Origin of the sequence: Mycobacterium sp. IEC1808, from assembly GCF_002101935.1 — a bacterium.
GTDB lineage: Bacteria > Actinomycetota > Actinomycetes > Mycobacteriales > Mycobacteriaceae > Mycobacterium.
Genome location: NZ_LQPV01000043.1, coordinates 1 through 26179, shown reverse-complemented (window position 1 = coordinate 26179; position 26179 = coordinate 1). Strand labels below are relative to the sequence as shown.

Here is a 26179-nt window from a genome sequence, read left to right as displayed (position 1 = left end):
TCCTCGGCCATGTTCACTCCTGTTCGGCGCGTCCGCACCGACCAACCTAACGCCTGCGCGCCCGGGACGCACCGACCCCCCGTTGAGATCAACCAGATCCACGCCGCAGCAATGCCTTTCGATCCCGCCTACCGGGTCAGCTCCCCCGCCACCGCGCGCTCCAGGTCTGCGATGATGATCTTGCGCATGCCGTACATCGCCGCGGTGGCCGCCGCCGCGCGCGTCCGATCGGGGTCGCCGATCAATTCGTAGAGCCGGTCGGGGATGACCTGCCAGCTCAGGCCGAAGCGGTCCTTGCACCAACCGCACTGCGATTCCTCGCCGCCGTCGGTCAGCCGCTGCCAGTAGTAGTCCACCTCGTCCTGGTCCTTGCAGTGGATCGTGAAGGACACCGCCTCGCTGAAGTGGAAGTGCGGGCCGCCGTTGATGCCGATGAACCGGGCGCCGTCCAGCACGAAATTGCCCGACAGGACCGTTCCCGGCTTCCCGGGGCCGGCCTCCGTCGTCCGGTTGAAGCCCTCGATCCGCGAGTTGGGGAACACCGAGGTGTAAAACTCCGCCGCCTCTTCCAGGTTGTTGTCGAACCAGAGCGAGGGCGTAATCGATGGCATGGCCGTTCTCCTTGCATTCGTCGTAGGTGTGTCCCCTGGATAGACCGCGGCGGCGACGAGAACTCATCGGGGGCCAACGCCACGGTGAATAGATTGCCTAGGTAACGTCGAGGAGCTATCTATCGAGAGGACGCCCATGAGCGCCGTGAGCAGCAGTTTCCAGACGGTCGAGTTTTCCGGCCACCAGGGGATCACCCTGGTGGCCGACGAATGGAACCGCGGCGCGGCGGCACCGGCCGACCGGCCCACGATTCTGATGTTGCACGGCGGCGGCCAGAACCGGTTTTCCTGGAAGAACACCGGCCAAATCCTGGCCGACGACGGGTTTCACGTCGTCGCGCTGGATTCGCGGGGGCATGGTGACAGCGATCGCGCACCGGACGCCGACTACGACGTCGAGACGCTGACCGCGGACGTGATGCACGTGCTGGACGCCATCGGCCGGCCGGTGGCGATCATCGGTGCGAGCATGGGTGGGCTCACCGGCATCCTGGCCGCCGATCTTGCCGGCCCCGACCGGGTGACGCGGCTGGTGCTCGTCGACGTGGTGCCCCGATTCGAGAAGGGCGGCAGCGCCCGCATCCGCGACTTCATGTTCAGCGGCCTGCACGGGTTCGACTCGCTGGAGCAGGCCGCCGACGCCGTCGCCGCCTACCTGCCCTACCGGGAGAAGCCCCGCAGCCCCGAGGGACTGAAAAAGAACCTCCGCCTGCGCGACGGACGCTGGTACTGGCACTGGGATCCGGCGTTCATGACCAAGCCCGGGGACGACCCCGAGCTGCGCACCGAAAAGTTCGAGCACGCCGCGACCAACCTGTCGATTCCGGTCCTCTTGATCCGCGGGAAGCTGTCCGACGTCGTCAGCCCCGAGGGCGTCCAGCATTTCCTCACCCAGGTACCCCGCGCCGAGTTCGTCGAACTGTCGAACGCGGGGCACACCGCGGCCGGTGACGACAACGACGCCTTCAGCGAAGCCGTCGTCGCCTTCGTCGAGCGGGCGTAGGTCCCGAACGCCGACTGTGCATTTCACGACGAGACACGCCGGCGATTCGTCATGAAATGCACGCTCGGCCGGCGTGCGGGCGAGTTAGTTGGCCGGTTTCTCCGCGTGCCCACCGAACTGCTTGCGCATCGCCGACAGCGCCTTGTTGGCGAAGTCGTCGAGTTGACGGCTGGCGAAGCGGGACTGCAGCGCAGTCGTCAACACCGGTGACGGCACCCCCTCGTCGATCGCCGCAATGGCCGTCCAACGGCCCTCGCCGGAGTCCGAGACCCGCCCGGAGAACTCCTTCAGCTCCGGTGATTCGTGCAACGCGATCGCGGTCAGGTCCAGCAGCCACGAGCCGATGACGCTGCCTCGGCGCCACACCTCGGCGACGTCCGGGATGTCGAAGTCGTATTGGTAGAACTCGGGATTGGACAGCGGCGCGGTTTCGGCGTCACCCGCTTCTATGTGCTTGCCGATGTCGGCGTTGCGCAAGATGTTCAGGCCCTCGGCGAGCGACGCCATCATCCCGTACTCGATGCCGTTGTGCACCATCTTGACGAAGTGCCCCGCCCCGGACGGGCCGCAGTGCAGGTAGCCCTTTTCCGCTTGCGCGATCTCGCCATCGCGGCCGGGCGTCCGCGGCGCCGCGTCCACGCCGGGTGCGACGGTGGCGAAGATCGGCTCGGCATGCGCGAAGGCGTCGTCGTCGCCACCGATCATCAGGCAATAGCCCCGGTCGCGGCCCCACACGCCGCCGCTGGTGCCGCAGTCAAGCAAGTGAATACCCTTGTCGCCCAACGTTTTCGAGTGGCGGATATCGTCGCGGTAGTAGGAGTTGCCGCCGTCGATCACGATATCCCCGGGATCGAGCGTCTTCGCCAGTTCGTCGATCACCCCCGTGGTGATGGTCCCGGCCGGCACCATCACCCAGACCACGCGGGGCTTGGCCATCTTCTCGGCCAGCTCCGCCAGCGACGACACCCCGGTGGTGTTGTCCTCGCCGGCCATCGCCTGCACCGCCTCGGGGCTGTGGTCGTACACGACGCATTCGTGGCCGCCCTTGGCCACGCGCCGAACGATATTCGCGCCCATGCGGCCCAGGCCGATCATCCCTAGCTGCATTTGTCCCGTCTCCTTAGTTGGTTGCCTGCGTGCGGTGGGGTAGCCACGGTTCCTGCCAGCTGCGGTGACCGTGCAGCAGCGATTGCGCCGCCTCGGGTCCCCAGGAGCCGGGGTCGTAGTGGTGGACGCGGCCCGGCTTGTCCAGCACCGGCTGCACGATGCGCCACGTCTCTTCGATGGCGTCCTCGCGGGCGAACAGCTGGCGGTCGCCGGTGAAGGCGGCGTAGAGCAGCCGTTCGTAGGGCCGGACGGCTTCGCCGAGATCCTCGGCGAAGGACGAGTCGAGGTGGACGTCGTGCCAGGAGTTTCCGGCCTGGGCGGACAGTTGCAGGCGCAGCCCGGGGTCGGGGTCGATGCGCAGCACGATCTGGTTGGGCTCGGGGGGCCGGCGGTTGGGCAGGAACGAGAACCCGGGGACGTGGTGCAGGAACATCCGCACCTCAGTGACCTTCTCCGGCAACGCCTTGCCGGCGCGCAGGAAGATCGGCACCCCGGCCCAGCGCCAGTTGTCGATCTCGGTCCGCAGCGCGATATAGGTCTCGGTCTGCGAATCCTTTGCCACCCCGGCGACGTCGGTGTAGCCGCGGTACTGGCCGCGCACGCACCGCTCCGGATCCAACGCCGGCATCGCCCGGAAGACCTCGGCCTTTTTGTCGTTCAGGTCGTCGTCGCTGGGGCCGACGGGCGGCTCCATCGCGACGAGCGCAAGCACCTGCAGGAGGTGGTTCTGCACGACGTCGCGCAGGGTGCCGACGGCGTCGTAGAACTTGCCGCGGTCCTCGATCCCGAAGTCCTCGGCCATAGTGATGTGGATTTCGGAAATGCTGTCGCGGTCCCACACCTTGGCCAGGGCGTTGTTCGCGAAGCGCAGGTACTGCAGCTCCTCGACGGGCTGTTTGCCCAAAAAGTGGTCCACGCGCAGGATTTGGTCCTCGTCGAGCACCGCGCGCAGCCGGGCGTTCAAATCACGCGCGGACGCCAGGTCGTGGCCGAACGGCTTTTCCACCGCGACGCGCGCGCACTCCAGCAGGTCGACCTTTGCGAGATTTTCGACGATCGGCGCGAACAACGACGGCGGCATCTCCAGGTAGTACAGCGGGCGGCAGTCCTTGCCGATCCGCTGGGCGAGCTGCTGGTAGAGCCCGGCATCGGTGACGTCGCCGTGTAGATAGGACCACCGGGCGGCGAACCGGTCGAACACCGCATCGTCGAGGGTTTCACCCGAGTCGGCGATCGCCTGGCGTGCCCGCTCGATCAGCTTCTCGAGGGGCATGTCGTCACTGGCCACACCGATGATCGGGGACTTCAGCAGGCCGCGCGATTCCAGTCGGTACAACGCGCGGTACGTCATCTTGCGGGCCAGGTCACCGGTGATGCCGAAGATCACCAATAGGTTCGACGAACGAATCTCACCGTCGGCCAAGACGCGCACCTCCCTTGAGATTCGCTACCAGCGGCGGCCCGTGCTCAACCCTAGACATTGGCTATGGGCCCGACAACCTGAGCGCCCGGCGGCCTTTGGCAGGATGCCAAGCGTGGGTGACATGCTGCATCTCGCGGTCTACGTCCTCGCCGGGGTGGCCGTGATCGAGGCCGGCGCCATCGCCGTGCTCTCGGTGCTGCTGGTGCGCGGCCGCCGGGAGCTCGAGGAACTGCGAGCGCGGACCGACGCCCGCACTCAGCTGCTGTCGGGCGGGCGCGAGGCCGTCAAACGGGTGTGGAACGCCGCGAACGTGATGCGCAAGGAGGGCTTCGGCGCCGTCGTGCGCAGCTCGATCGAGGACCTCGCGGACTGGGCCGAGGTCGAGCGGCCCGACCTCGCGCGGGTCACCCCCGACGGCCGGGTGGTGATCCTGTTCTCCGACATCGAGGAGTCCACCGCGCTCAATGAGCGCATCGGCGACCGCGCCTGGGTCAAGCTGATCAGCGCGCACGACAAGCTCATTTCGGGACTCGTGCGGGAACGGTCCGGCCACGTGGTCAAGAGCCAGGGCGACGGCTACATGATCGCCTTCTCGCGCGCCGAGGAAGCGGTGCGGTGCGGCATCGATGTGCAGGAAGCGCTGCACAACAACGGAAAACGCAAGCGAAACCAGGACATTCGGGTCCGGATCGGCATCCACATGGGACGGTCCGTGCGCCGCGGCGACGACCTGTTCGGGCGCAACGTCGCGATGGCGGCCCGGGTCGCCGCCCAGGCCGCCGGGGGCCAGATCCTGGTGAGCGAACTGGTACGAGACGCGCTGCGCGACTGTGACGGGATCCGATTCGACGAGGGGCGCGAGGTGGAATTGAAGGGCTTTTCGGGCCGCTACCGGTTGTTCTCCGTCGAGCCCGAAGCCGATCCTGACTTGGATTGAAAGCTCGCCGCGTCGGATTCGGCCAGTCGCTGATGCAGCCGGGCGCGGATCTCGTCGGGCGTGTAGGCGCGTCGCTTGCGTTGGTCGCGGGCCACCAGCACTCCCCCGGCCACGACGCCGGCGACACCGGCGAGCCCGATCCACTTCCAAACCCTGCGCATAATTGACAGGCTATTACCACGCAAGGTCGCCCGCGACGTCCTCCCGGGCTAATAATGACTGCGATGGCGAAACCCGAAGCGACGGGCGGATTTACATGCTGACACTGGACCAGGCGCTGGACGAGACCCGGACCGGCGACCTCTGGCTGTTTCGCGGCCGCTCCCGACCCGACCGCGCCATCCAGACGTTGACGAACGCTCCGGTGAACCACGTCGGCATGACGGTGGCCATCGACGACCTTCCCCCGCTGATCTGGCATGCCGAGCTGGGCGACAAACTGGTCGACGTCTGGACCGGCACCAACCACCGCGGCGTGCAGCTCAACGATCTGCGCCAAGCCGTCCTGCAATGGACCGACCGCTACCAACAGCGGTGCTGGCTGCGTCAGCTGACGCCGTATGCCACCCGCGAACAGGAGAACAGGCTGCTGCGGGTGATCGCGCGAATGGACGGCACCGCGTTTCCCACCACCGCCCGCCTGACCGGCCGGTGGTTCCGCGGCCGGCTCCCCACCATCAACGACTGGGTTCGCGGAATCCCGTTGGTGGACAGGAAGGTTCGTGAGCAGACGCAGCGCCGCAGGCAAGAGCGCAAGATGGGCCTGGGGACGGCGTACTGCGCGGAGACGGTGGCGATCACCTACGAGGAGATGGGCCTGATTGTCACGGACAAGGACGCGAATTGGTTTGACCCCGGGTCGTTCTGGAGCGGTGATTTGCTCCCGCTCGCCCCGGGGTATCAACTGAGCAGCGAAATTGCGGTCGCCGTCGGCTAATCGACGGTCATTTCCCCCAGCTGGGACCAGCCCGTCGCCTCGACCGTCTGGCTGATGATTTTGGGCGTGGACGTCAGCGCCTGCGGCAGCTCCTGCATCGCGCGCTTGAAGTGATCGCTGTTGACGTGGACGCCTCCCGCCTCGTCGTCCCGGAACGCCTCGACGAGGACGTACTCCGCCGGGTTGTCGAGGCTGCGCGACCACTCGAACCAGAGGTTGCCCTCTTCGGCACGGGTGGCCGCCGTGAACGGGGCGACCAGTTCCGGCCAGCGATCGGTCCACTCCGGCTTGGTCTCGAACTTGACCACGATGAAGATCATGGCCGCAGGATACGTGCCGCGGGCCCGTCGGCGCGCAGCGGTTCTCCAGCAAAATTCGCCTAGGCGTCCACTTTGACGCCTAGGCGAATTTCTGCTATTGGATTCTTCGCCGGTTTGCGGCCCGTCTCACACCCGCATGAAAGTGGCTCGCGTCACAACCAGGCGATTATGGCGATCAGTTCACATTCGCGGGGAATGCGCTCTGATTCAGTTAATGAGACCGGCGCGAATCCAATTCTTTATGGATTGGGAATTGCGGGATCTCCGGGCGGCGGCGCGTCCGGCGCCGACGGTGCCGGGGCCGGGGCGTCGACCAAAACCGCGGGCGGAGCAGGCGCGTCCGGCGGCGGCGGGGGCGCGTCGGGCGGCGGCGGCAGTGCGACGTCGCCATCCGGCATCGGCAGGAACATGTGGTGGGTGAATCCCGCCTGGTAGGCGCCGGCGCCCCCGATATGCACGCCGCCGCGTTCACCACTGGATACCGGTGTGCCGTCCGGCAGGGTCACCGCGGTGTGACCGCCGTTCCAGCCGATGACCAACGCGTTGGGCGCGGTCCCGTACTGGAAGCCGCGCTGCAACAACGCGGCCTCCTCGTTGCCGGTGTTGAACCTGCTGCCGAACACCGGCCTGTCGGTCGCCGCGTTGGCGACCCAAGAAGCGAGCCCAGAGCAGTCGGTCCCGGCGGGAGAATCTCCACCCGGAATATAGGGCGTCCCGGAGACCTGATTGATGAGCGACATCAACGTTGCTAAGACAACCATGGGCAGGCACGGTAGCAATTGCATTCGTGGCGAACCAAAATTTGTGGCCCTCGTCATGCGTAAATAACGTAATGGCGTGCGCCACATCGATAGCGCCAGCCAGCAAATTTCTTGGCGCGGAATTTCGCCGGCCGGCGAGCGCAGTGGGGCCGCAACCTCACGACCGGAATCTGCCGTTCGGTCCAGCTCTGGTAGGTGTGGAAGTCCGCGAAGAGCTCTACCAGATACAGCAGCCGCGTGCGCACGCCGTCGCTCGGCGCTGAATCGTCGAATCTACTTCGCCGACAGTCAAATTCCGAACTTGGCGCGGGCCGCGTCGGTGACGGGCGTGAACAGGTTAACCAGATTGCCGTCGGGATCCCGAAACAACAGGGCCCGGTTTCCCCACGGCATGGTCGTCGGCTCCGTCACGACTTCGGCCACGCGGTCGCGGAGCCGCTCATATTCCGCGTCCACGTCCTCGACCAGGAATTCCACTATTGCGCTGCGGTTTGCCGCCGGCTCGGCCGATCCCGCCCCGAACAGCGGTACCGTCTTGTCGCTGCCGATGGCCAATGTGCCGACCGGTGTCGGGATCTCGGCGAAAAGCTCGTTCCCCCATACCGCGGAGACTTCGGTAACCATCTCGTAGAAGCCGACCAGCCGATTGACGTCGGCGGTGATGATGCGGGTCGAAACAAACTTCATGGAGCCCTCCCTGTGGCGATGTCTTGCGTCGACGCAAGGCTAGGCGGGGCCTCCGACAAGTTTCCGAAGACGAGCGCTAAACCGGGGTCCAAATCCCGTTGTTCCAGAACCCCCAAGCGTTCACGGTTGGGTTCCACATCAGCCGAGCCCCGGGTGCCCACGAGGGCGGGGGCGGCTGCGGCGGCGCCCACCCGGGCGGGGGTCCCCACGGTCCCCAGCCCGCCGGACCCGGCAGGCCTTGCCAGTCGTGGCAGTGATTCCAGTCCCAGTTGTAGGCGGTGCCCCAGCCCGGGTCCCATTGATCGCCGGGGCACCAGTGATTGCTGGGGACGGGGAGCGGAGCCGCATGCGCCGACGGGCCGAAGCCGCCGGCCAACCCGAGGGCGAACAGGGCCAACCCGCCCAGCACGCCCGCGGACCGCGGTTTCAACTTCGCCATGCCCCAGAAGCCCACTATTTCGTGTTCCCTTCCTCCGGCGACGACGGGAGGTCTTCGAGACCTCGTCGGCTCTCGGCCACCGCGCGCCTGATTTCGGCGTTCTCGCGTTTGGCGGCTGCTTGCCTGCGCTCCACCCGTTCGTTGACGCGCCGCCGTCGCTCGCGCTCCCGCTGCGCGGTCGCGCCCTCTCGGTCGTCGGCCGCCTGCTCGCGGTCGTCGGCCGCCTGCTCGCGATCGTCGGCGATTCGGTCGCGCTCATCCGCGACGCGCTCTCGTTCGTCGGCGACGCGCTCGCGCCTCGAGAGCTCGATCTCACGCCGCGCGAGAGACTCCTCGCGGCTGTCCAACTCAGCATCAGGCTGCGCTGGTTCGCCCTGCGTCTCGGCGCCGCCGTCAACGACCACGACCTACCTTAACGCCGCGCGGCCGCCGACGTAATTGTCGAAGCGCGAGGTCACCGGGTAGGCAGCGTTCTGCGCGCCTGCCTGGCGACGCCGGGCACCGTGTCGGCTAGGTCCGGACGACTTGTAGCAAAAGCACCAATCGCACGATAAAACGACCAAAGTTGGCGGGGAGTAGGGACTTTCGGGATCCAGGCCAGCTCCCAATGAATCCCGTTGATCGGATCGTCAAAGAACACGGCGTAGTAACCGGGCCAGTACTGCGGGTACTCCTTCGGGGCATCGGTGACGGGGATGCCGTTCTCGAGCAAGAATTCACGGTGGAAGCGGTCGACTTCCCTCCTGCTCCGGGCCCATAGAGCGATGTGATTGATGCCGACCGCCTGGTCGCGGTGCGTCAACCTGTTTCCGGTACGGGCGGGCTGAATGCCGATGTAGCTGTGCGGGTTGAGATGACGCGCCATGTAGTAAGTCGACTGGTATTCCATGTTCAAGGACGAGAAGCTGCTGTATCCGAGCCAGCCGAACAACGCGTCATAGAAGGCGATGGAGTCGTCGTAGTCCAGAACCGCAAACTCGACGTGACAGACACCGCGCCACCGCATCATCCCTCCTCCGGATCGCTTACTACGGCAAGTAGTACCCGCAACGCCACGGACGAAGCACCAGTAAGGTGCGCGCCGGCCTTGGCCCACGCAAACGGTGATCGCGGCAAACTCATTCAGGGCCTGTATTTTCCGGTGACTTGGTCGTATCGTGCTGCCGGAGGGCTACCAGTTAGGAACGCCGATGCGGAAGATACCCCTAGCGACCATCGCGCTGGCCACGATGGTTATTCCGGTCGCGGCACCGGCATCAGCCGAGCCGGTGATGGCCGCCGACGAGGTGGTGAACGGGATGTACACCGTCCACTTCGTCGACGGAAGTATGCCGGATCTGACATTCAAGGCCACGTCGTGCGGTATTGGCTGCACCCAAATCACCTTCTCCAACGCCTCGGGCCAGGCCCAGTTCTACGCTGATCGGTGGCATCTGGCCCTTCCACCGAATCCCGCGGCGTGGCGCTGCAGTGACGGGACGACACATCGAGGCATCGAAGAATGGGCGTGGGACCCCATTGCGGGGACCGGCACGATGCAGGTCGTCCGTACCGAGGCCGCCTGCGGGTATACGGACCACAGCAGCCAACCCATCGCGCACCGCTTTACCTTGACCCAGACGGGTAGCCGGTCGGGGGAGCCCAGCGTGCTTCCACCCGCCATCGCGTAGCTACTGCCGCCCTTCGAGCAGGTGGGCGTACGGGTCCGCTTCGGCGCCAACGGATTCCGGCATCGGATAGTACGTTTTGATGAGCAGGTTGCCGTCGTCGTCCCAGGCGAACGTCTCGATGCTGTAAGCCATTTGGACGTTCGGCTCGGTACCGAAGTGGTTCTCGCACACCCACGCCATCTCGTTCCCGTTGACCTGCACCGTGATCATCTTGATCTTCAGGATCGACTGGAACATGTCGAATGCCTCCGACGTCGCGGCGGCGAAACCGTGCTTCTCCTCGGTGCCGACGGGGTCGAACATGCGGACCTCACCGGGGCAGATAGTGCGCCACGACGCCACCCACTCGTCCTTCTTGCCCTGATTCCACAAGTCAGCGTGTTTGGTGGCGTGCGCCAAACGAGCCTGGCGGCTCGGAACCTTGCTCATGTCGTCCCCTTTTGTGTCAGCGTCCATCGCACGGCGTGAGCGCCGGCGGCGACCAACGCCCGTCGAGAATCTCCGCGTGCGGCCGGTAGAGGCGGATGAGGTAGTTCCAGCCGTCCGGCGTGACGATCGCGTTTGGCGGGCTGTCGCTGTCTGCGGACGCAACGAAACGGACAGCGATCGAGCCATCGGCGCTGCGCTGTCCGGTGACGCTGTTGACCGTGTACAGGTCTTTCGGGTTCGGCTCGAAGAATCCCCGCCGGTTGTACACCGACACCGACCAGAAGGCATCGACAGGAACATCATCGAACACCAACTCATAATCGCCGGGCGGAACGTCCGGAGCTACACCGATGTAGACCGCTTCCGAAGTCGGGAGCCCGCCCCACCCCGCGGCGCAGCCGATCAGATGACGAACCGGATCGACCTCGCCCCGTTTACCGAACGTCCGCTCGAAGTTGTCGAGGCCGCCGGCCAGCGCAAGCAGCGCGGCCCTCGTCGCGTCGAGGCTTTCGAGATCGTATTCCGGCATGACAAACGCCTGTGCCGAGCCCGCGTCGAACGCGAGGCGGTCCTGGATCGCCCCGACGGCGGCCACGTCGGCGTCGTCAGTGGGGTCGACCAAAATTCGAATCCCGACGAGCACATAGCGAGATTCGTACCGATCGCTGGTGAGGGGGTAGTCGCCCGGGTCATGCAGGACGTCGTTGACGAAGTGGTCCTCGTTGACGATCATCGCCGAGACGTAGCGACCGTCGGCGTCGGGCAGGGTGAGCCGGGCCGGTTCGGCCAGATCGACGATCGCGAAGCTGTACAAGGTGTCTCGGTTCAGCCTGATGACGGTCTGTTCGTCGATGCGGGCCGGTGTGCGGTTGTGCCGAAAGGTCCCGATGCTCCCGGCGGAAGCCTGGATGTCGCGAAACATCCGGTGGGTCTCCGCGCGGACGAAGTTGTCGACGTTCACATGGATTGACATCGCAGTGTGTCCGTTCCCTTTAGCCCACCTATACGTTGAACCGGAATTCCACCGAATTACGTCACCGATAAACATCGCGACGGTGCGCGATGTGTATGACGCGGACGACGACACGGTCATCGAAAATCTGGTAAATCACCCGGAATTCGCCGCGCCGCGCCGAGTACCGGCCCTCCAACTGATCGCGCAGTGGCTTGCCGACGCGGTATGGATTTTCGGCAAGCGGGCCTCGGATGAACTCCCAGCACGCAACGGCCACCGACTCGGGCAGGAGTTCAGTCAGCGCCTGCCTCGCAGCTTTGGTCAATTCAATCCGATATGTCACCGAGGAAGCCGCCCAGCGGCGCGCATCTCCTCCGTCACCTCGTCCAGTGTGTAGATCTCGCCGTTTTCTGCCTGCGCCTCAGCGTCACGGACCTCGCTCATTAGCTCCTGGTCGCTGAGGATCGCTAGCGTTTCCATGATCGAGTCGAAGTCCTCTGCACTGAGAATCACCGCGGCCCGGCGGCCTTGTCGGGTGACCTCGATTCGTTGGTGAGTGCGGACGGCCTCATCGACCAGCTTCGATAGGTTTGCCCGGACCTCGGCCAGCGGAAGCGTCGTCATGTACAGAATTCTAGCGTGCGCAGGCTTTCTTTCGATCCCCGGAGCGCCTGCTGCGCCCGGAATCGGCGCGCCCGGCGGCTACTGCTGCTTCCCGAGCAGGTGGGCGTAGGGGTCGCCATCGGCGTCCACTGATTCAGGCATCGGGTAATAGGTCTTGATCAGGAGATTGCCGTCGTCGTCCCACGCGAATGTCTCAATGCTGTATGCCATTTGGACGTTCGGCTCGGCACCGAAGTGGTTCTCACAGACCCAGGCCATCTCGTTTCCGTTCACCTGAACCGTGATCATCTTGATCTTGAGGATGACTGGAACATGTCGAAGGCATCCGAAGTGGCCGTCTCAAAGCCATGCTTTTCTTCCGTGCCGACGGGGTCGGACATGCGGACCTCGCCAGGGCAGATCGTGCGCCAGGAGGCAACCCACTCATCCTTCTTCCCCGCATTCCAGAGTTCGGCATGCTTGGCGGCGTGTGCGAGTCGCGCACGACGGCTCGGAACCTTGCTCATGTCATCCCCCTCTCTGCTTTCCGTCAGTATCGCCCCCCATAGCTGGACACCCGTCCCGCCAATAGGCCCAGACTGGCTTGGAGCGAGAAAGAGCTTTACTTCTTCTCTTGGCTAGACGTTGAACCGGAACTCCACCACGTCGCCGCTCAATTAGATTCGGGAGCCCCGGCCCTTTCGAGCGCGTCCGAGAGCGCCTTGGTGTCGGGCAAGATGATCTCCTCGACAACCTTCCCCCAGACCACCCTGCCGAAGTAAACACCTCGGTAAACGAGTTGCCCCTCTTGTTCGGTGTGGTAACGGGTTGCAATGCGGGTCGACCATGGCCCACCTTCGACCAAAGTTTCGTCCACCACGAATCGGAGATTGGGCAACCGACGGAGCAATTGGTCGCGCAACCACTCCCTTACCGCATCAGCACCTCGGATATCCGCCGCCAGCGGATGGTCACCGAGGAAAACGAAATGCATGTCGTCGGCGAGGGGCGTCTGGTCGAACCGCTGCTCGGACAACCGCTGCCACCCCGCCGCTGCCTGCTTGCGCACCAACCAGCGATAGAACATCGAATAAGGGTATCTGGCACGCCCTTTGTCGACGCTCAATTCGCGGCTAGTGACCTGCCGACTTACCCCTAAACGTTGAAGCGGAACTCCACCACGTCGCCGTCGGCCATGACGTAGTCCTTGCCCTCCATGCGGACCTTGCCGGCCGCCTTGGCCGCCGCCATGGACCCCGCGGCGATCAGGTCGTCGTAGGACACGATCTCGGCCTTGATGAAGCCCTTCTCGAAGTCGGTGTGGATCACCCCGGCGGCCTTTGGCGCGGTGTCGCCTTGATGAATTACCCACGCCCGCGCCTCTTTTGGCCCCGCCGTCAGGAACGTCTGCAGCTTGAGCGTGTGAAACCCCGCCCGGGCCAGCGCGTCGAGGCCGCGCTCGGTCTGCCCGATCGACTCCAGCAGCTCGGCGGCCGACTCGTCGTCGAGCTCGACCAGCTCGGATTCGATTGCGGCGTCGAGGAATACGGCGTCGGCCGGCGCGACGAGCTCGCGCAGCTGCGCGACCCGCGCGGCGTCGGTCAGCACCGCCTCGTCGGCGTTGAAGACGTACAAGAACGGCTTGATGGTCAGCAGGTTCAGTTCGCGCAGCAACGAGACGTCGCTCCCCGCGGCGAACAGCGTCTTGCCGGAGTCCAGCACCGCCTGCGCGGCGACGGCGGCGTCGTAGACGGGCTTGCGGTCCTTGTTGGTGCGCGCTTCCTTCTCCAGCCGCGGCAGCGCGCGCTCGAGCGTCTGCAGGTCGGCCAGGATCAACTCCGTCTCGACGACCTCGATGTCGGACTTGGGATCGACCTCGCCCGCGACGTGGGTCACGTCGTCGTCGGAAAAGACCCGCACCACCTGGCAGATGGCGTCGCATTCGCGGATGTGGGCCAGGAACTTGTTGCCCAGCCCGGCCCCCTCCGACGCGCCCTTGACCAGCCCGGCGATGTCGACGAACGTGACCGGCGCCGCGACGATGCGCTCGGAGGAGAAAAACTCCGCCAGCTTGGCCAGCCGCGGATCCGGCAGCGAAACCACGCCCTCGTTGGGTTCGATCGTTGCGAACGGATAGTTCGCCGCCACCACGTTATTGCGGGTCAGCGCGTTGAACAGCGTCGACTTGCCGACGTTGGGCAGGCCGACGATTCCAAGGCTGAGGCTCACGGGGAACCAAGTCTAAGGGGCCGACCGCGGCGGTTCGTTCGTGCGTGCGGCTTTGTTTTTGCGGGGGCACGCCAACCGTCGCTAACAAGGTCTTTACGGGCGTTTCGGCTCATTCCCGGTACGGTCTACATGTGTCAGCGCAGCGGGAAAGATCGGCGGTTGAGGCCAACCACCGCTCGATTCACCCCAGGATCCCAGGTGTGCCGTGGTGGGCGGCCCTGCTCATCGCGGTGTCCGCGACTGCCATCGGTTACGGCATCGACGCCGGGATGGGCCACAAGGACCTGACCCACGTCTTCGCGGGCTTCTATATAGCCGGTTGTGTGGCCGCGGTACTGGCCGTGCGACAGGAGGGCGTGTTCACCGCGATCATTCAGCCACCGCTGATTCTTTTCTGCGCGGTCCCCGGCGCCTACTGGATGTTCCACGGACGCAAGCTCGGCAACCTCAAGGATCTCCTGATCAACTGCGGGTATCCGCTCATCGAACGCTTCCCGCTGATGCTGGGGACCGCGGGCGGCGTGCTGCTGATCGGCCTGGTGCGCTGGTATTTCGGGAAGCCACGCGTCGCGACCCATTCCACGGACGAGACGTCAGAGGAACCGCGTTCCGCCGGCAATGGCATTGGGGCGAAGCTGAATTCGCTCCTTGGCCTCGGGCCTCGTGAGGACGATGCGGAGGATGAACCGGCCGCCCGCTCCAAACGAACCCGGACCGCCAGCCGGTCCTCCAGGGAGGGCCGGACGGCGAGGGGCGAGCGGTCCGCCGCGCGTTCGAGCCGAAGCCATTCCCGCCGAGCGCGACCGCCGCTTCACGACGAGGTCGAACCCGCAACCGAGCGGCCGCGGCGCCGGCGCCCGGCTCCGCCCCGTGACTTCGACCCCGCCGAACCCCCGCCGCGGCCACGGCGCCGCCAACGGCCGCCGGGCGATCCCGACCCGCGCGAAACGCGCCGAGAGCCGCGCGCCCGCCGCGATCCCTACGACCGGCCGGCGCCTCGGAGCAGCCGCTTCGACGGCTACGAGCCGTACGAGCCACCCAGCGCGCCCGAACGCTACGACCGGTACGAGTCATACGAGCCCCGGCGCCGTCGCCCCGCCCCGAGCGGCAATGGCAACTCGACTCACCACCCGATTTCGCGGGTGCGCTACCGCGGGGAAGCCCCGTTGAGCGAACCCAGGGATCCGCGAGCCGAGCGCCGGGGTGGTTCCCGCGCGCCGCGCGGCTTCCCGGCTGAATCCTGGGAGTACGAGGGCTAGCGCGACGACCGGATCTCGCGGGGCAGCGCGAACACCAGGGTCTCCTGGGCCGTCGTCACCGGCTGCACCACGTCGAAGCCGCAGTCGGCGAGGCGCTCCAGCACACCGCGCACCAGCACCTCGGGCACCGACGCCCCCGAGGTGACGCCCACTGTCGTGACGCCCTCCAACCACGCCGGGTCTATGTCGTCGGCGCAGTCGACCAGGTGCGCGGCCGCGGTGCCGCCGCCCAGCGCCACCTCGACCAGCCGCACCGAATTCGACGAGTTGCGCGACCCGACGACGATGACCAGCTCGCATTCGGGCGCCATCGCCTTGACCGCGACCTGCCGGTTCTGGGTCGCGTAGCAGATGTCGTCGCTGGGCGGGTCCTGCAGCTTCGGGAAGCGTTGGCGCAGCCGCTCGACGATCTCCATCGTCTCGTCGACCGACAGCGTGGTCTGCGAGAGCCAGACCACCTTGTTCTCGTCGCGCACCGTCACGTTGTCCACCGCGGCGACGCCGTCGACCAGCTGCACATGCTCGGGCGCCTCGCCGGCGGTCCCGATGACCTCCTCGTGCCCCTGGTGGCCGATGAGCAGGATGTCGTAGTCGTCCCGGGCGAAGCGCCTGGCCTCGTTGTGCACCTTCGTCACCAGGGGGCAGGTGGCATCGATGGTCTGCAGGTTGCGTTCGGCGGCGGCGGCGTAGACGGTCGGCGCGACGCCGTGCGCGGAGAAGACCACGATGGCGCCCTCGGGGACCTCGTCGGTCTCCTGCACGAAAACGGCGCCGGCCTTCTTCAGCGTGTCGACGACGTGCCGGTTGTGCACGATCTCGTGGCGCACGTAGACGGGTGCGCCGTGTTTCTCCAGGGCGCGCTCGACCGTCTCGACGGCCCGGTCCACCCCCGCGCAGTAGCCACGCGGCTCCGCCAGGAGCACCCTCTTGCGAGTTGGGTCGTTGGCTACCGAGCTGGCTGGTCCCACAGAGCCGGGAATTCCCATGTCAACAGTCGGCGGCATGACATTCAGGGTACCGGCCGGCGGTCGGCTTGGACTTATCCGCCGGTTGAGGCAGTCTTGGACCCATGGCCACTGCACCGTACGGAGTTCGGCTGATAGTCGGCGCGGCGACAGTCGCTGTCGAGGAGACCATGAAGCTGCCGAAAACCATCCTGATGTACCCCATGACGCTGGCCAGCACGGCGGCGCACATTGTGATGCGATTTCAGCAGAACCTCGCCGAGCTGGTCATCAAGGGCGACAGCACCCTGGAGTCGATCTTTCCGCCCAAGGACGAGAAGCCGGAGTGGGCGACCTTCGACGAGGACCTGCCCGAAGACGAGGGGGTCCCAGCGGCGGACGGCGACGAAACCGACCGGCGCGCCGAGGGCCGATTCGCGCTGTACTCGGTGGCCGACGCGCACGAGGACGCCAGCGCGCTCGTCAAACCCGCGAAGCAATCGAAGAAGCCGGCCAAACCGACCGTCGCGCAGCCGGCGGTGGCGGCCGAACTCGACTACCCGACGCTGACGCTGGCCCAGCTGCGCGCGCGGCTGCAGTCGCTGAGCATCGACGAGCTCGAGGCCCTGCTGGCCTACGAACAGGCCACCAAGGCGCGGGCGCCGTTCCAGACGCTCCTCGCCAACAGGATCACCCGCGCGAACGCGAAGTGACCCGAGCGGCCAATCCCGAACCCAACTCCGCCGAGAACCCCTTTCCGGTGCGCGCGGTGGCGGTGCGCGTCGCCGGCTGGATCGACAAGCTGGGCATCGTCTGGGTCGAGGGGCAGTTGGCCCAGATCACGATGCGCCCGGACTCCAAGACGGTGTTCATGGTGCTGCGCGACCCGGCCGCCGACATGTCGCTGACCGTGACGTGTTCGCGTGACCTGGTGGCAAACGCGCCGGTGAAACTCGCCGAGGGCACCCAGGTGGTGGTCTGCGGCAAGCCGTCGTTCTACACCGGCCGCGGCACATTCTCGTTGCGGCTCAGCGAGATTCGCGCGGTCGGCATCGGCGAGCTCTTGGCGCGCATCGACCGGCTGCGCCGGCTGCTCGACGCCGAAGGGCTCTTCGACCCCCGGCTCAAGCGGCCAATCCCCTTCTTGCCCAACATGATCGGGCTGATCACCGGCCGCGCGAGCGCCGCCGAACACGACGTGACGACCGTGGCCGGCGCCCGCTGGCCCGGGGTGCGTTTCGCGGTGCGCAACAGCGCCGTTCAGGGGCCCAACGCGGTCGCGCAGATCGTCGAGGCCCTGCGGGAACTCGACCGCGACCAGGACGTCGACGTGATCGTGCTCGCCCGCGGCGGGGGCAGCGTCGAGGACCTGCTGCCGTTCTCCGACGAAACCCTGTGCCGGGCGATCGCGGCCTGCCGCACCCCGGTGATCAGCGCGATCGGGCACGAGCCCGACAACCCACTGTGCGATCTGGTCGCCGACCTGCGCGCCGCGACCCCCACCGACGCCGCCAAGAAGGTGGTGCCCGACACCGCGGCCGAGCAGCGGCTGGTCGACGATTTGCGCCGGCGCAGCGCGCAGGCCCTGCGCAATTGGGTGTCCCGCGAACAGCGCGCGCTGACCCAGCTGCGCAGCCGCCCGGTGCTGGCCGAGCCGCTGACGGCGCTGACCGCCCGCGCCGACGAGATCCACCGCGCCCGCACGGCGGTGCGCCGCGACATCCGGCGGCTGGTCGCCGCCGAGACCGACCGTGTCGGTCACCTCCGCGCGCGGCTGGCCACGCTGGGCCCCGCGGCCACCCTGGCCCGCGGCTACGCCGTCGTGCAGACCGTTCCCTACGCGGGACCCGCGGCGGTGCTGCGTTCGGTCCACGACGCGCCGCCGGGCACGCGGCTTCGGGTGCGAGTGGCAGACGGCGCCGTGGCGGCCGTCAGTGAGGGGGTGTCCGATGGCGGCCAATGACGAAGAATCGGGCCGGCCAATTACGCCCATTAGTCAGCTTGGCTATGAAGCGTGCCGCGACGAGCTGATCGAAGTGGTGCGGCTGCTCGAACAGGGCGGCCTGGACCTGGATGCGTCGCTGCAGCTCTGGGAAAGGGGCGAACAGCTGGCTAAACGGTGCGAAGAACACTTAGCTGGAGCCCGAAAGCGGGTCGAGGACGCGCTGGCTGCCGGCGAGGCCGGCGAGGGCTGAGCGCTGGCCCTGCCGCTCAATCGGCCGGCAATCATCGGTTCAAGATTGGAACACGTTTCAGTTAAGCTTTCCGCATGGGTGATCCATCACTGACAACCGAACTAGGGCGCGTCCTGGTCACCGGCGGCTCGGGGTTTGTCGGCGCGAACCTGGTGACCACGCTGCTCGACCGCGGATACCAGGTGCGTTCGTTCGACCGCGCCCCCTCGCCGCTGCCGGCGCATCCACAGCTGGAGGTGCTGCAGGGCGACGTCACGGATGCGGGCGTCTGCGCCGCGGCGGTCGACGGCATCGACACCGTATTTCACACCGCCGCGCTCATCGAGCTGATGGGCGGCGCGTCGGTCACCGAGGAATACCGTCAGCGCAGCTTCGCCGTCAACGTCGGCGGCACGGAGAACCTGGTGCACGCCGGGCAACGAGCCGGGGTGAAGCGGTTCGTCTACACCTCGTCCAACAGCGTGGTGATGGGTGGGCAGAACATCGCCGGCGGCGACGAGACGCTGCCCTATACCAACAGGTTCAACGACCTCTACACCGAGACGAAGGTGGTCGCCGAGCGATTTGCATTGGCGCAGAACGGCGTTGAGGGCATGCTGACGTGCGCGATCCGGCCCAGCGGCATCTGGGGCCGCGGCGATCAGACGATGTTTCGCAGGTTGTTCGAAAGCGTGATCGCCGGGCACGTCAAGGTGCTGATCGGCCGCAAGTCCGCCCGGCTCGATAACTCTTACGTGCACAACCTGATTCACGGTTTCATCCTGGCCGCCCAGCATCTGGTCGCCGGCGGCACGGCGCCCGGTCAGGCGTACTTCATCAACGACGCCGAGCCGATCAACATGTTCGAGTTCGCCCGGCCGGTGGTGGAGGCCTGCGGCGTCAACTGGCCGCGGGTGCGCGTGAACGGCCCGATGGTGCGCGCGGCGATGAGCGGTTGGCAGCGGCTGCATTTCCGGTTCGGGATACCGGCGCCGCTGCTGGAGCCGCTGGCCATCGAGCGGTTGTACCTGGACAACTACTTCTCCATCGACAAGGCGCGGCGCGATCTCGGATACGAGCCGTTGTTCACCACCGACAAGGCCATGTCCGAGTGCCTGTCGTACTACGTGGAATTGTTCGGCCAGATGAAAAGTCAGGCCGCAGCCGCCCGGACGAAGTAGCGAGACAAGTTCGCCCGCATCATGACCGGCTTCACCGTGCGATGGCGCGCCAGACCAACTCAGAGATGATTCGGCAGTATTCGTCGTCGACCGGCTCGCCGGTGAATAGCGCGCGCATGTTGATCGGTGCGAACAGCAATTCCAGCACTGTCAGCGCGTCGACACCGTCTCGAAGTTCGCCACGCTCTCGTGCGCGGTCAACCACGACGCGATGGGTTTCCGCGCGAGCTCGCCAAATTTCCCTGCGAATTCGGGCGCTTGGCAAGTCCGGGTTGTCGATTATGTGTGTGATCTGTAAACGGCGCCCAATCTCTGAATTGACGTAGTAGGTCATCCCGGCCGCCAGAGCAAACAGGTCGGTACGGAGCGAACCCGTATCCGGCGCCGTGACCTCTCTGCTCGGCCACGCCAAGAAAACTTCGAGCATGAGGCTGTCTTCGTCGCCCCACTCCTGGCGAATCGCCGCTGGGTCGAGCCGGTGCCGGTCAGCCAGTGACAGAATGCGGAAACGGTCTATGCCCCAACGAGTTAGTTCGTCATAGGCGGCGGCGAGCACTCGTTCGCGGAAATCCTCCGGCATCGAGTGCTCACCCACCCCTGACATCTCTACCCGCCTGCAAATGTGAACCCCGGTTTTAGAAATAACTTGCCCAATCTAACCATGAGCACTAAGCGATGCTGAGCTGCAGTTAATGAAGACGAGCGAGTTCAGCTTTGCGGTACTAGCGGAAGCTCACCATCTGGGTGCCCCAGGCGGCCCGGATGGGCGCGTCGACATCGTTAACGATCGTGTCGCGCTTGTCGATCAGCAGGCACGCGCGATCGGCCTCCTGGTAGGGCGTCCAATCCGGCTCGCCGGCCGGGCCCTCGGGTTTGCCATGGGTGGCGAAGTTGACCCACCTGGTGCGCACCCGTTTCGAAACCGCCTTGGCGGTCTTGGCGCCGCCCAGCTTCAGGGTCGGGTCCTTCGGCGCCCCGAGATTGCCCCAGACGTAAGGCAATTCGGTGGCGTGGGCGGCGTTGATCAGCAGCAGTTTCAGCAACGGGGTCGAGTAGTCGAACCGGTACAGATACACCGGGGCCACGTGGGAGTGCCCTTCGGCCAGCCACACCGACGGCATCCGGAAGCCCACGTCGGTGGCGATGCTCAAAGACCTTGCCTTGCGCCGCAATCCGGAGTAGGCGGACACGATCTGCTCCTGGGTGGGCAATTGCAGGTCGGGTTGTTCGGCGGCGATCTGGGTGAACATCGACGTGATCGCGCGCGGGGTGATCGGCATCAGCGGCGAGCGCATCAGCCGGAACAGCGCCGCCTCATGCTTGTTGGTGCCGATGATCAGCGGCACCGGGTGCAAGCGACCCTGCTGCGCCAGCTTGACCGGATAGTCGTGCAGCAGCTCGCCGTCGACGATCGGGACGAACGCGAGTGTGCCCGGATTGCGCACGGGCACTTCGTCGAACACCTGCTGCGACGCGGCGAGGATCGCCGCGATCGGCGCGTCTGGCAACGTGTCCGGGTCGGTTCGCAGCTTGTCGAGGAAGCTGACGGCGACGCGCTCGGCCCGCTCGCGGTCGTACACCGATGTGGCCGGGGAACTCTGGGCGATCGCACCCGCGAACAGGCCGTCGGCCGCCGGGGCGGCCAGCAGTGTCGTGACGATCCCCGCGCCGGCGGATTCGCCGAACAGCGTGACTCGTTGGGGATCACCGCCGAACGCCGCGATGTTGTCACGCACCCAGCGCAACGCGGCCAGCACGTCGTGCAGCCCGATGTTCGAGTCGAAGCGGTGCCGCGCGGTGTTGAACGACGACAGGTCGAGAAATCCCAGCGCCCCAAGCCGATAGTTGACCGTCACCACCACGACGTCACCGCTGCTGACCAACCGGTGTCCCTCGTAGAGCGGCTGGCTGGCCGATCCCAACACGTAGGCGCCGCCGTGCAGCCACACCAGCACCGGTTTGGCGTCGCCGGGCGCGGTGCCCGCCGGGGCGAAAACGTTCAGGCTCAGGCAGTCCTCACCCTGCGGCGCACCGAGTTCCAGGGGCATGTTGGGGAAGGTCGGTTGCGGGCAGGCCGGGCCGTAGGACGTGGCGTCGGCGACGTCCGCCCACCGCTTCGGCGGCTCCGGACGCCGGAACCGCAAGTCGCCGACGGGCGGCGCGGCGTACCGGATGCCCTTCCAGCTCCGGACGCCGCCCTCGTCGCCGCCCCTGACCGGGCCATGGGTCGTTTCGACCACGCGGTTGTCGGTCGCCATGGTTCTCCAGCTTCCCTAACTCAGCCGCTCGGTTAGGAATTCGACTACCCGTTTGCGAGCCTCGTAAGCGGGTTGACCGTCAACTTCGCGGACCTCGTCGGTCAGCACCGAGTGCGCCATCTTGCCGAAGCCGCCCTCGTTGCCTGGGCGCGAGTCGATTTCGATGACCTCGAACGCGTCACCGAGCCGCGCCTTGAGCGCCGCGAACCGTTCCCGCGGCACCACGGGATCCTCGCTGAAGCGCAGGGCAAGAGCACACAGCCCGTCGTTGGCGCAGCGATCGGCCACGGTGGTCATCTCGGACTCGCTCAAGCCCGTGTCGGCGCGTCGCTTGCGGCCCAACGGCATCGGCACCGACGGCTGGGAAAGCACCGGGGCCAAAACGCTGTCATCGACGGCGGCGGCCAGCGCGAAGCCCCCGGTGAAGCACTGGCCGATGACGCCGACGCCCTTGCCCGGCGTCGACGCGTTGAGGTCGCGAGCCAGCGCGCGCAGGAACAACGACACCGGCCGCTCCTTGTTGGTGGCGAACGCCGCGAATTCCCTTGCGACACAGGCGCGCGTGATGGTGCCGGCGATGTAGCCGACCGTCTTCGGCTTGCCCGGCTCACCGAATAGCGACGGCATGGCGACGGTGAAGCCGTTGTCCACGAGGTGATTACCCAGGCCCAGCACCGCGGGGTGGATGCCGGGGATCTCGGGAATCAACACCACGCCCGGGCCGGTGCCCTTGCGGTAGACATCGTGGGTGTAGCCGCCGCCGGTGAACGGTGCCACGGACCATCCGGACAAGTCTGCTTGGGGTGCGGTCACGCGTGCCTTCTCTCAGCGGGCGGGTAACGGCGACGCTGTCTGCGTCGCCGAGGCCAGCGTACGGAACTCGTCGGGGCTACCGGCACCGGTAATCGCGATCTGGGTGGCGCCGGCCGGCCCGGTCAGCCTGGTGGTCCACACGGGTTCGGTGTCGGAGCCCTTCTGGCCCGCGCCGCGATAGACGACCCAGTTGACCCCGTCGACATCGACCGCACCGGTCGGAAATGCCGAGGGATGGACCGACCCGACGAGCTTGTCCTCGTCGGCGTTGCTCTGGATCAGGCCCAGGTACATGCCCGTCGGGCTGATGTAGCCCACGGTCGAGGTGGCCGCGTGCGACCGCTGACCGGTCGAGGGGTCGGTCCGGCCGTTGTCGATGCCCCCGCGACCGCCCGAGTTGGGGCGCCACCCGGCGGGCAACTGGGGCAGCCGAATCGGAAAGCCCAGCGCCTGGGCGTCCGCCCGCAAGGCGCCCGCCGCGTCGTAGGACGGGATCGCGCCCTTGTTCGTCCCGACCGGCTGAAACGAACACATCCCGACCAGGCCGGCCAGCAGGATGCAGCCGATCACCAGCGGCATCAGCGACCAGAACATGTCGCGACCGTCCTGCAGCAACCGGGGCTTTGCCGGTTTGGGCGCCGGCGCCGGCTCGCCTAGCTCGGCGTTCGGCTGCGGCTCGTCGGTCATCAGCCGAGTATCCCAGTTCCCGCAGACCGATCCGCTTCTGGGACAATCTGCAACCATGAGCGATCGCCCCCAACGCCGCGAAGCCCCCGACCGCAACCTGGCGATGGAGCTGGTCCGGGTAACCGAGGCCGGTGCCATGGCGGCCGGTCGGTGGGTGGGCCGCGGCGACAAGGAGGGCGGCGACGGCGCGGCCGTCGACGCCATCCGCGAGCTGGTCAACACCGTGTCGATGCGCGGCGTGGTGGTGATCGGCGAGGGCGAGAAGGACCAGGCGCCGATGCTCTACAACGGCGAGGAAGTCGGCAACGGCGACGGGCCGGAGTGCGACTTCGCCGTCGACCCGGTGGACGGCACCACGTTGATGAGCAAGGGCATGCCCAACGCCATCTCGGTGCTGGCGGTGGCCGACCGGGGCGCGATGTTCGACCCGTCGGCGGTGTTCTACATGAACAAGATCGCCGTCGGGCCCGAGGCCGCCAACGTGCTCGACATCACCGCGCCGATCGCCGACAACATCAAGGCCGTCGCCAAGGTCAAGGCCCTGTCGGTGCGCGACATGACGGTGTGCATCCTGGACCGGCCGCGGCACGCGCAACTCATCGAAGACGTCCGGGCCACCGGGGCCCGGATTCGGCTGATCACCGACGGCGACGTCGCCGGCGCCATCTCCGCGTGCCGGCCGGAGTCGGGCACCGACATGCTGGCCGGCATCGGCGGCACGCCGGAGGGCATCATCGCCGCGGCGGCGATCCGCTGCATGGGCGGGGCGATCCAGGCTCAACTGGCCCCCAAAGACGACGCCGAGCGCCGCAAGGCGCTGGACGCCGGCTACGACCTGGACCAGGTCCTGACCACCGAGGACCTGGTGTCCGGTGAGAACGTGTTCTTCTGCGCGACGGGGGTCACCGAGGGCGACCTGCTCAAGGGCGTGCGGTACTACCCCGGCGGCTGCACCACCCAGTCGATCGTGATGCGCTCGAAGTCGGGCACCGTGCGCCTGATCGAGGCCTACCACCGGCTGTCCAAGCTCAACGAGTACTCCTCGATCGACTTCACCGGCGACAGCTCTGCCGCCTATCCCCTGCCCTGACCAATCCGACCCGACCCGAAACGAAACCAGGAGACCGATCTATGGCCACTGAGGAAGACGGCGCCGAGTACCGCATCGAGCACGACACCATGGGCGAGGTTCGGGTGCCGGCAAAAGCCCTGTGGCGCGCGCAAACTCAGCGCGCGGTCGAGAACTTCCCGATCTCGGGCCGCGGCCTGGAGCGCACCCAGATCCGCGCGCTCGGCCTGCTGAAGGGCGCCTGCGCGCAGGTGAACAAGGACCTCGGGCTGCTGGCGCCGGAGAAGGCCGACGCGATCATCGCCGCGGCGGCCGAGATCGCCGACGGCCGTCACGATGACCAGTTCCCCATCGACGTCTTCCAAACCGGTTCGGGCACAAGCTCGAACATGAACACCAACGAGGTGATCGCCAGCATCGCCGCCGCCAACGGGGTGACGGTGCACCCCAACGACGACGTCAACATGTCGCAGTCGTCCAACGACACCTTCCCGACCGCCACCCACATCGCGGCCACCGAGGCCGCGGTGCGTCACCTGATCCCCGCGCTCGAGGTGCTGCACGACGCGCTGGCGAGCAAGGCGCGCGAGTGGCAGACGGTGGTCAAGTCCGGCCGCACCCACCTGATGGACGCCGTCCCGGTGACACTGGGCCAGGAGTTCAGCGGCTACGCCCGCCAGATCGAGGCCGGGATCGAGCGAGTCCGGGCCACGCTGCCGCGGCTGGGTGAGCTCGCGATCGGGGGCACCGCGGTCGGCACGGGCCTGAACGCACCTGACGGGTTCGGCGTCAAGGTGGTCGAGACGCTGGTCGCGTCCACCGGCCTGAGCGAATTGCGCCCGGCGGTCAACTCTTTCGAGGCCCAGGCCGCCCGCGACGGGCTGGTCGAGGCCTCGGGCGCGCTGCGCACCGTCGCGGTGTCGTTGACCAAGATCGCCAACGACGTCCGCTGGATGGGATCGGGCCCGCTGACCGGCCTGGCCGAGATCCAGCTGCCGGACCTGCAACCGGGCAGCTCGATCATGCCGGGCAAGGTGAATCCTGTTCTGCCGGAGGCGGTTACACAGGTCGCCGCGCAGGTGATCGGCAACGACGCGGCGGTCGCCGTCGGCGGGTTGTCCGGCGCCTTCGAGCTCAACGTCTACATCCCGATGATGGCCCGCAACATCCTGGAGTCCTTCAAGCTGCTGACCAACGTTTCGCGGCTGTTCGCGGAGCGCTGCATCATCGGACTCAAGGCGAACGTCGATCACCTGCGCGAGCTGGCCGAATCGTCGCCTTCGATCGTGACGCCGCTGAACTCGGCCATCGGCTACGAGGAGGCCGCCGCGGTGGCCAAACAGGCGCTCAAGGAGCGCAAGACCATCCGACAGACCGTCATCGATCGTGGGCTGATCGGTGACAAGCTGTCGCTGGAAGAGCTGGACCGCCGCCTCGACGTGTTGGCGATGGCCAAGGTGAAGCCGGAGGACTAGATGAGAGCGGTTCGGCGATGACGACTCCCCCGGGCGGTCCCTACGGTCAGGATCCCTACGGCGCGAATCCCTATGGGCAGGGCCCATATTGGGGCGGCCCGCCGCAGGGTGGCCCGCCGCCCGCCGGCCCGCCGCCGGGCGGCCCCCCGCCGGGCGGCGGGTACCCGTACCCGGCGCCGGGTGGCCCGTACGCGGCGGGCCCCTACCC

The 26179-nt window shown here is 66.8% G+C and carries 33 protein-coding genes and 2 pseudogenes; 12 read left to right on the top strand and 23 right to left on the bottom strand.

From position 1 onward, the window contains the following. Nucleotides 1-128: 128 nt before the first annotated feature. Nucleotides 129-611, bottom strand: a complete 483-nt coding sequence (locus tag AWB92_RS21755; protein ID WP_085189330.1) for a VOC family protein — start codon at nucleotides 609-611, stop codon at nucleotides 129-131. Nucleotides 612-747: 136 nt separating this feature from the next. Between AWB92_RS21755 and AWB92_RS21750 the strand changes: the two genes are divergently transcribed. Continuing rightward, the gene (locus AWB92_RS21750) at nucleotides 748-1614 is read left to right on the top strand and encodes an alpha/beta hydrolase (protein ID WP_085189328.1); all 867 of its coding nucleotides are present in this window, start codon (nucleotides 748-750) and stop codon (nucleotides 1612-1614) included. Nucleotides 1615-1698: 84 nt separating this feature from the next. Here AWB92_RS21750 and gnd read toward each other — a convergent pair whose 3' ends face one another. Together gnd and AWB92_RS21740 are read right to left on the bottom strand one after the other, a co-directional pair. Further along, nucleotides 1699-2721, bottom strand: a complete 1023-nt coding sequence (gnd, locus tag AWB92_RS21745) for a phosphogluconate dehydrogenase (NAD(+)-dependent, decarboxylating) (RefSeq protein WP_085189326.1) — start codon at nucleotides 2719-2721, stop codon at nucleotides 1699-1701. 13 nt (nucleotides 2722-2734) lie between these two features. After that, a complete protein-coding gene (locus tag AWB92_RS21740; RefSeq protein ID WP_085189346.1) occupies nucleotides 2735-4144 on the bottom strand; it encodes a glucose-6-phosphate dehydrogenase in 1410 nt (469 codons plus the stop codon). A 103-nt stretch (nucleotides 4145-4247) separates the two neighbouring features. Between AWB92_RS21740 and AWB92_RS21735 the strand changes: the two genes are divergently transcribed. Beyond that, a complete protein-coding gene (locus AWB92_RS21735; protein ID WP_085189324.1) occupies nucleotides 4248-5081 on the top strand; it encodes an adenylate/guanylate cyclase domain-containing protein in 834 nt (277 codons plus the stop codon). On the opposite strand, the gene AWB92_RS21730 is transcribed toward AWB92_RS21735, so the two are convergent. Beyond that, nucleotides 5033-5242: a hypothetical protein gene (locus tag AWB92_RS21730; protein ID WP_068189922.1), complete on the bottom strand. Its 210-nt coding sequence runs from the start codon at nucleotides 5240-5242 to the stop codon at nucleotides 5033-5035. The genes AWB92_RS21735 and AWB92_RS21730 overlap by 49 nt on opposite strands. Before the next feature lie 95 nt (nucleotides 5243-5337). Between AWB92_RS21730 and AWB92_RS21725 the strand changes: the two genes are divergently transcribed. Beyond that, a complete protein-coding gene (locus tag AWB92_RS21725; RefSeq protein ID WP_085189322.1) occupies nucleotides 5338-6018 on the top strand; it encodes a guanylate cyclase in 681 nt (226 codons plus the stop codon). On the opposite strand, the gene AWB92_RS21720 is transcribed toward AWB92_RS21725, so the two are convergent. From AWB92_RS21720 to AWB92_RS21695, 6 genes and pseudogenes are all read right to left on the bottom strand, one after another. Continuing rightward, complete coding sequence (locus AWB92_RS21720; RefSeq protein WP_085189320.1) at nucleotides 6015-6338, bottom strand: putative quinol monooxygenase; 324 nt, start codon at nucleotides 6336-6338, stop codon at nucleotides 6015-6017. The genes AWB92_RS21725 and AWB92_RS21720 overlap by 4 nt on opposite strands. Before the next feature lie 395 nt (nucleotides 6339-6733). Continuing rightward, a pseudogene (locus AWB92_RS21715) lies at nucleotides 6734-7156 on the bottom strand (hypothetical protein); the annotation flags it as partial. Nucleotides 7157-7387: 231 nt separating this feature from the next. Then, the gene (locus AWB92_RS21710; RefSeq protein ID WP_085189316.1) at nucleotides 7388-7786 is read right to left on the bottom strand and encodes a VOC family protein; all 399 of its coding nucleotides are present in this window, start codon (nucleotides 7784-7786) and stop codon (nucleotides 7388-7390) included. A 76-nt stretch (nucleotides 7787-7862) separates the two neighbouring features. Then, on the bottom strand, nucleotides 7863-8225 hold the full coding sequence (locus tag AWB92_RS21705; RefSeq protein ID WP_085189344.1) for a hypothetical protein: 363 nt from the start codon (nucleotides 8223-8225) through the stop codon (nucleotides 7863-7865). A gap of 14 nt (nucleotides 8226-8239) precedes the next feature. Continuing rightward, nucleotides 8240-8629 carry a hypothetical protein gene (locus tag AWB92_RS21700; RefSeq protein WP_085189314.1) on the bottom strand — a complete coding sequence of 130 codons (390 nt, stop codon included), beginning with the start codon at nucleotides 8627-8629 and terminating at the stop codon, nucleotides 8240-8242. Between the two features lie 50 nt (nucleotides 8630-8679). Continuing rightward, a complete protein-coding gene (locus tag AWB92_RS21695) occupies nucleotides 8680-9231 on the bottom strand; it encodes a VOC family protein (protein WP_085189342.1) in 552 nt (183 codons plus the stop codon). A gap of 184 nt (nucleotides 9232-9415) precedes the next feature. Here AWB92_RS21695 and AWB92_RS21690 point away from each other — a divergent pair, with 184 nt between their 5' ends. Beyond that, nucleotides 9416-9895, top strand: a complete 480-nt coding sequence (locus tag AWB92_RS21690; protein ID WP_085189312.1) for a hypothetical protein — start codon at nucleotides 9416-9418, stop codon at nucleotides 9893-9895. On the opposite strand, the gene AWB92_RS21685 is transcribed toward AWB92_RS21690, so the two are convergent. From AWB92_RS21685 to ychF, 8 genes are all read right to left on the bottom strand, one after another. Beyond that, nucleotides 9896-10324 carry a hypothetical protein gene (locus tag AWB92_RS21685; RefSeq protein ID WP_142282235.1) on the bottom strand — a complete coding sequence of 143 codons (429 nt, stop codon included), beginning with the start codon at nucleotides 10322-10324 and terminating at the stop codon, nucleotides 9896-9898. It abuts the gene before it with no gap. A 16-nt stretch (nucleotides 10325-10340) separates the two neighbouring features. After that, on the bottom strand, nucleotides 10341-11297 hold the full coding sequence (locus tag AWB92_RS21680; protein WP_085189308.1) for a DUF1214 domain-containing protein: 957 nt from the start codon (nucleotides 11295-11297) through the stop codon (nucleotides 10341-10343). 61 nt (nucleotides 11298-11358) lie between these two features. Next, the gene (locus AWB92_RS21675) at nucleotides 11359-11622 is read right to left on the bottom strand and encodes a type II toxin-antitoxin system RelE/ParE family toxin (RefSeq protein ID WP_085189306.1); all 264 of its coding nucleotides are present in this window, start codon (nucleotides 11620-11622) and stop codon (nucleotides 11359-11361) included. Further along, nucleotides 11619-11903, bottom strand: a complete 285-nt coding sequence (locus AWB92_RS21670) for a type II toxin-antitoxin system Phd/YefM family antitoxin (protein WP_085189304.1) — start codon at nucleotides 11901-11903, stop codon at nucleotides 11619-11621. Before AWB92_RS21670 ends, AWB92_RS21675 begins: the two co-directional genes overlap by 4 nt. A gap of 78 nt (nucleotides 11904-11981) precedes the next feature. After that, nucleotides 11982-12161, bottom strand: coding sequence for a hypothetical protein (locus AWB92_RS21665; protein WP_142282234.1), 180 nt, complete (start codon nucleotides 12159-12161; stop codon nucleotides 11982-11984). A 26-nt stretch (nucleotides 12162-12187) separates the two neighbouring features. Then, nucleotides 12188-12409, bottom strand: a complete 222-nt coding sequence (locus AWB92_RS29555) for a hypothetical protein (RefSeq protein WP_142282233.1) — start codon at nucleotides 12407-12409, stop codon at nucleotides 12188-12190. 146 nt (nucleotides 12410-12555) lie between these two features. Beyond that, a complete protein-coding gene (locus tag AWB92_RS21660; protein ID WP_085189300.1) occupies nucleotides 12556-12969 on the bottom strand; it encodes a nuclear transport factor 2 family protein in 414 nt (137 codons plus the stop codon). A 68-nt stretch (nucleotides 12970-13037) separates the two neighbouring features. After that, nucleotides 13038-14111: a redox-regulated ATPase YchF gene (gene ychF, locus AWB92_RS21655; RefSeq protein ID WP_085189298.1), complete on the bottom strand. Its 1074-nt coding sequence runs from the start codon at nucleotides 14109-14111 to the stop codon at nucleotides 13038-13040. 131 nt (nucleotides 14112-14242) lie between these two features. Here ychF and AWB92_RS21650 point away from each other — a divergent pair, with 131 nt between their 5' ends. Next, complete coding sequence (locus AWB92_RS21650; protein WP_085189296.1) at nucleotides 14243-15370, top strand: DUF6542 domain-containing protein; 1128 nt, start codon at nucleotides 14243-14245, stop codon at nucleotides 15368-15370. Here the strand turns inward: AWB92_RS21650 and AWB92_RS21645 are convergent. Further along, on the bottom strand, nucleotides 15367-16374 hold the full coding sequence (locus tag AWB92_RS21645) for a 4-hydroxy-3-methylbut-2-enyl diphosphate reductase (RefSeq protein ID WP_085189294.1): 1008 nt from the start codon (nucleotides 16372-16374) through the stop codon (nucleotides 15367-15369). The two genes, AWB92_RS21650 and AWB92_RS21645, sit on opposite strands and share 4 nt — an antisense overlap. A 65-nt stretch (nucleotides 16375-16439) precedes the next feature. On the opposite strand from AWB92_RS21645, the gene AWB92_RS21640 reads away from it, so the two are divergent. The 4 genes from AWB92_RS21640 to AWB92_RS21625 all read left to right on the top strand — a co-directional run bounded on the left by AWB92_RS21640 (nucleotide 16440) and on the right by AWB92_RS21625 (nucleotide 19669). Next, nucleotides 16440-17027, top strand: coding sequence for a lipid droplet-associated protein (locus AWB92_RS21640; RefSeq protein WP_085189292.1), 588 nt, complete (start codon nucleotides 16440-16442; stop codon nucleotides 17025-17027). Continuing rightward, the gene (xseA, locus tag AWB92_RS21635; protein WP_085189290.1) at nucleotides 17024-18277 is read left to right on the top strand and encodes an exodeoxyribonuclease VII large subunit; all 1254 of its coding nucleotides are present in this window, start codon (nucleotides 17024-17026) and stop codon (nucleotides 18275-18277) included. The genes AWB92_RS21640 and xseA overlap by 4 nt, the downstream gene beginning before the upstream one ends. Continuing rightward, nucleotides 18264-18509 (top strand): exodeoxyribonuclease VII small subunit, encoded by a 246-nt coding sequence (locus AWB92_RS21630; protein ID WP_085189288.1) that lies wholly within the window; start codon nucleotides 18264-18266, stop codon nucleotides 18507-18509. The genes xseA and AWB92_RS21630 overlap by 14 nt, the downstream gene beginning before the upstream one ends. 74 nt (nucleotides 18510-18583) lie before the next feature. Further along, on the top strand, nucleotides 18584-19669 hold the full coding sequence (locus AWB92_RS21625; RefSeq protein WP_085189286.1) for an NAD-dependent epimerase/dehydratase family protein: 1086 nt from the start codon (nucleotides 18584-18586) through the stop codon (nucleotides 19667-19669). 31 nt (nucleotides 19670-19700) lie between these two features. On the opposite strand, the gene AWB92_RS21620 is transcribed toward AWB92_RS21625, so the two are convergent. The 4 genes from AWB92_RS21620 to AWB92_RS21605 all read right to left on the bottom strand — a co-directional run bounded on the left by AWB92_RS21620 (nucleotide 19701) and on the right by AWB92_RS21605 (nucleotide 23427). Then, entirely contained in the window at nucleotides 19701-20264 is a 564-nt protein-coding gene (locus AWB92_RS21620) for a TetR-like C-terminal domain-containing protein (RefSeq protein WP_241523541.1), read from the bottom strand. 127 nt (nucleotides 20265-20391) lie between these two features. Then, on the bottom strand, nucleotides 20392-21927 hold the full coding sequence (locus AWB92_RS21615) for a carboxylesterase/lipase family protein (protein WP_085189282.1): 1536 nt from the start codon (nucleotides 21925-21927) through the stop codon (nucleotides 20392-20394). Between the two features lie 15 nt (nucleotides 21928-21942). Further along, nucleotides 21943-22740, bottom strand: coding sequence for a dienelactone hydrolase family protein (locus tag AWB92_RS21610; protein WP_085189280.1), 798 nt, complete (start codon nucleotides 22738-22740; stop codon nucleotides 21943-21945). Between the two features lie 12 nt (nucleotides 22741-22752). Continuing rightward, nucleotides 22753-23427, bottom strand: a complete 675-nt coding sequence (locus AWB92_RS21605) for a DUF4245 domain-containing protein (RefSeq protein WP_085189278.1) — start codon at nucleotides 23425-23427, stop codon at nucleotides 22753-22755. Between the two features lie 55 nt (nucleotides 23428-23482). On the opposite strand from AWB92_RS21605, the gene glpX reads away from it, so the two are divergent. The 3 genes and pseudogenes from glpX to AWB92_RS21590 all read left to right on the top strand — a co-directional run. After that, the gene (gene glpX, locus AWB92_RS21600; protein WP_193791416.1) at nucleotides 23483-24517 is read left to right on the top strand and encodes a class II fructose-bisphosphatase; all 1035 of its coding nucleotides are present in this window, start codon (nucleotides 23483-23485) and stop codon (nucleotides 24515-24517) included. A gap of 41 nt (nucleotides 24518-24558) precedes the next feature. Further along, the gene (locus AWB92_RS21595; protein ID WP_085189276.1) at nucleotides 24559-25971 is read left to right on the top strand and encodes a class II fumarate hydratase; all 1413 of its coding nucleotides are present in this window, start codon (nucleotides 24559-24561) and stop codon (nucleotides 25969-25971) included. A 17-nt stretch (nucleotides 25972-25988) separates the two neighbouring features. Continuing rightward, nucleotides 25989-26179 (top strand): annotated as a pseudogene (locus AWB92_RS21590) (hypothetical protein); the annotation flags it as partial.

Coding starts and splice junctions, on each gene's coding strand:
- AWB92_RS21705 (WP_085189344.1), bottom strand. CDS start 8,225: ATGGCGAAGTTGAAACCGCGGTCCGCGGGCGTGCTGGGCGGGTTGGCC.
- AWB92_RS21680 (WP_085189308.1), bottom strand. CDS start 11,297: ATGTCAATCCATGTGAACGTCGACAACTTCGTCCGCGCGGAGACCCAC.
- AWB92_RS29555 (WP_142282233.1), bottom strand. CDS start 12,409: ATGAGCAAGGTTCCGAGCCGTCGTGCGCGACTCGCACACGCCGCCAAG.
- AWB92_RS21710 (WP_085189316.1), bottom strand. CDS start 7,786: ATGAAGTTTGTTTCGACCCGCATCATCACCGCCGACGTCAATCGGCTG.
- AWB92_RS21685 (WP_142282235.1), bottom strand. CDS start 10,324: ATGAGCAAGGTTCCGAGCCGCCAGGCTCGTTTGGCGCACGCCACCAAA.
- AWB92_RS21735 (WP_085189324.1), top strand. CDS start 4,248: ATGCCAAGCGTGGGTGACATGCTGCATCTCGCGGTCTACGTCCTCGCC.
- AWB92_RS21730 (WP_068189922.1), bottom strand. CDS start 5,242: ATGCGCAGGGTTTGGAAGTGGATCGGGCTCGCCGGTGTCGCCGGCGTC.
- AWB92_RS21755 (WP_085189330.1), bottom strand. CDS start 611: ATGCCATCGATTACGCCCTCGCTCTGGTTCGACAACAACCTGGAAGAG.
- AWB92_RS21595 (WP_085189276.1), top strand. CDS start 24,559: ATGGCCACTGAGGAAGACGGCGCCGAGTACCGCATCGAGCACGACACC.
- AWB92_RS21645 (WP_085189294.1), bottom strand. CDS start 16,374: ATGCCGCCGACTGTTGACATGGGAATTCCCGGCTCTGTGGGACCAGCC.
- AWB92_RS21665 (WP_142282234.1), bottom strand. CDS start 12,161: ATGGCCTGGGTCTGTGAGAACCACTTCGGTGCCGAGCCGAACGTCCAA.
- AWB92_RS21625 (WP_085189286.1), top strand. CDS start 18,584: ATGGGTGATCCATCACTGACAACCGAACTAGGGCGCGTCCTGGTCACC.
- AWB92_RS21640 (WP_085189292.1), top strand. CDS start 16,440: ATGGCCACTGCACCGTACGGAGTTCGGCTGATAGTCGGCGCGGCGACA.
- AWB92_RS21690 (WP_085189312.1), top strand. CDS start 9,416: ATGCGGAAGATACCCCTAGCGACCATCGCGCTGGCCACGATGGTTATT.
- AWB92_RS21615 (WP_085189282.1), bottom strand. CDS start 21,927: ATGGCGACCGACAACCGCGTGGTCGAAACGACCCATGGCCCGGTCAGG.
- AWB92_RS21670 (WP_085189304.1), bottom strand. CDS start 11,903: ATGACGACGCTTCCGCTGGCCGAGGTCCGGGCAAACCTATCGAAGCTG.
- AWB92_RS21605 (WP_085189278.1), bottom strand. CDS start 23,427: ATGACCGACGAGCCGCAGCCGAACGCCGAGCTAGGCGAGCCGGCGCCG.
- AWB92_RS21720 (WP_085189320.1), bottom strand. CDS start 6,338: ATGATCTTCATCGTGGTCAAGTTCGAGACCAAGCCGGAGTGGACCGAT.
- AWB92_RS21750 (WP_085189328.1), top strand. CDS start 748: ATGAGCGCCGTGAGCAGCAGTTTCCAGACGGTCGAGTTTTCCGGCCAC.
- AWB92_RS21630 (WP_085189288.1), top strand. CDS start 18,264: ATGGCGGCCAATGACGAAGAATCGGGCCGGCCAATTACGCCCATTAGT.
- AWB92_RS21660 (WP_085189300.1), bottom strand. CDS start 12,969: ATGTTCTATCGCTGGTTGGTGCGCAAGCAGGCAGCGGCGGGGTGGCAG.
- glpX (WP_193791416.1), top strand. CDS start 23,483: ATGAGCGATCGCCCCCAACGCCGCGAAGCCCCCGACCGCAACCTGGCG.
- gnd (WP_085189326.1), bottom strand. CDS start 2,721: ATGCAGCTAGGGATGATCGGCCTGGGCCGCATGGGCGCGAATATCGTT.
- AWB92_RS21695 (WP_085189342.1), bottom strand. CDS start 9,231: ATGCGGTGGCGCGGTGTCTGTCACGTCGAGTTTGCGGTTCTGGACTAC.
- AWB92_RS21725 (WP_085189322.1), top strand. CDS start 5,338: ATGCTGACACTGGACCAGGCGCTGGACGAGACCCGGACCGGCGACCTC.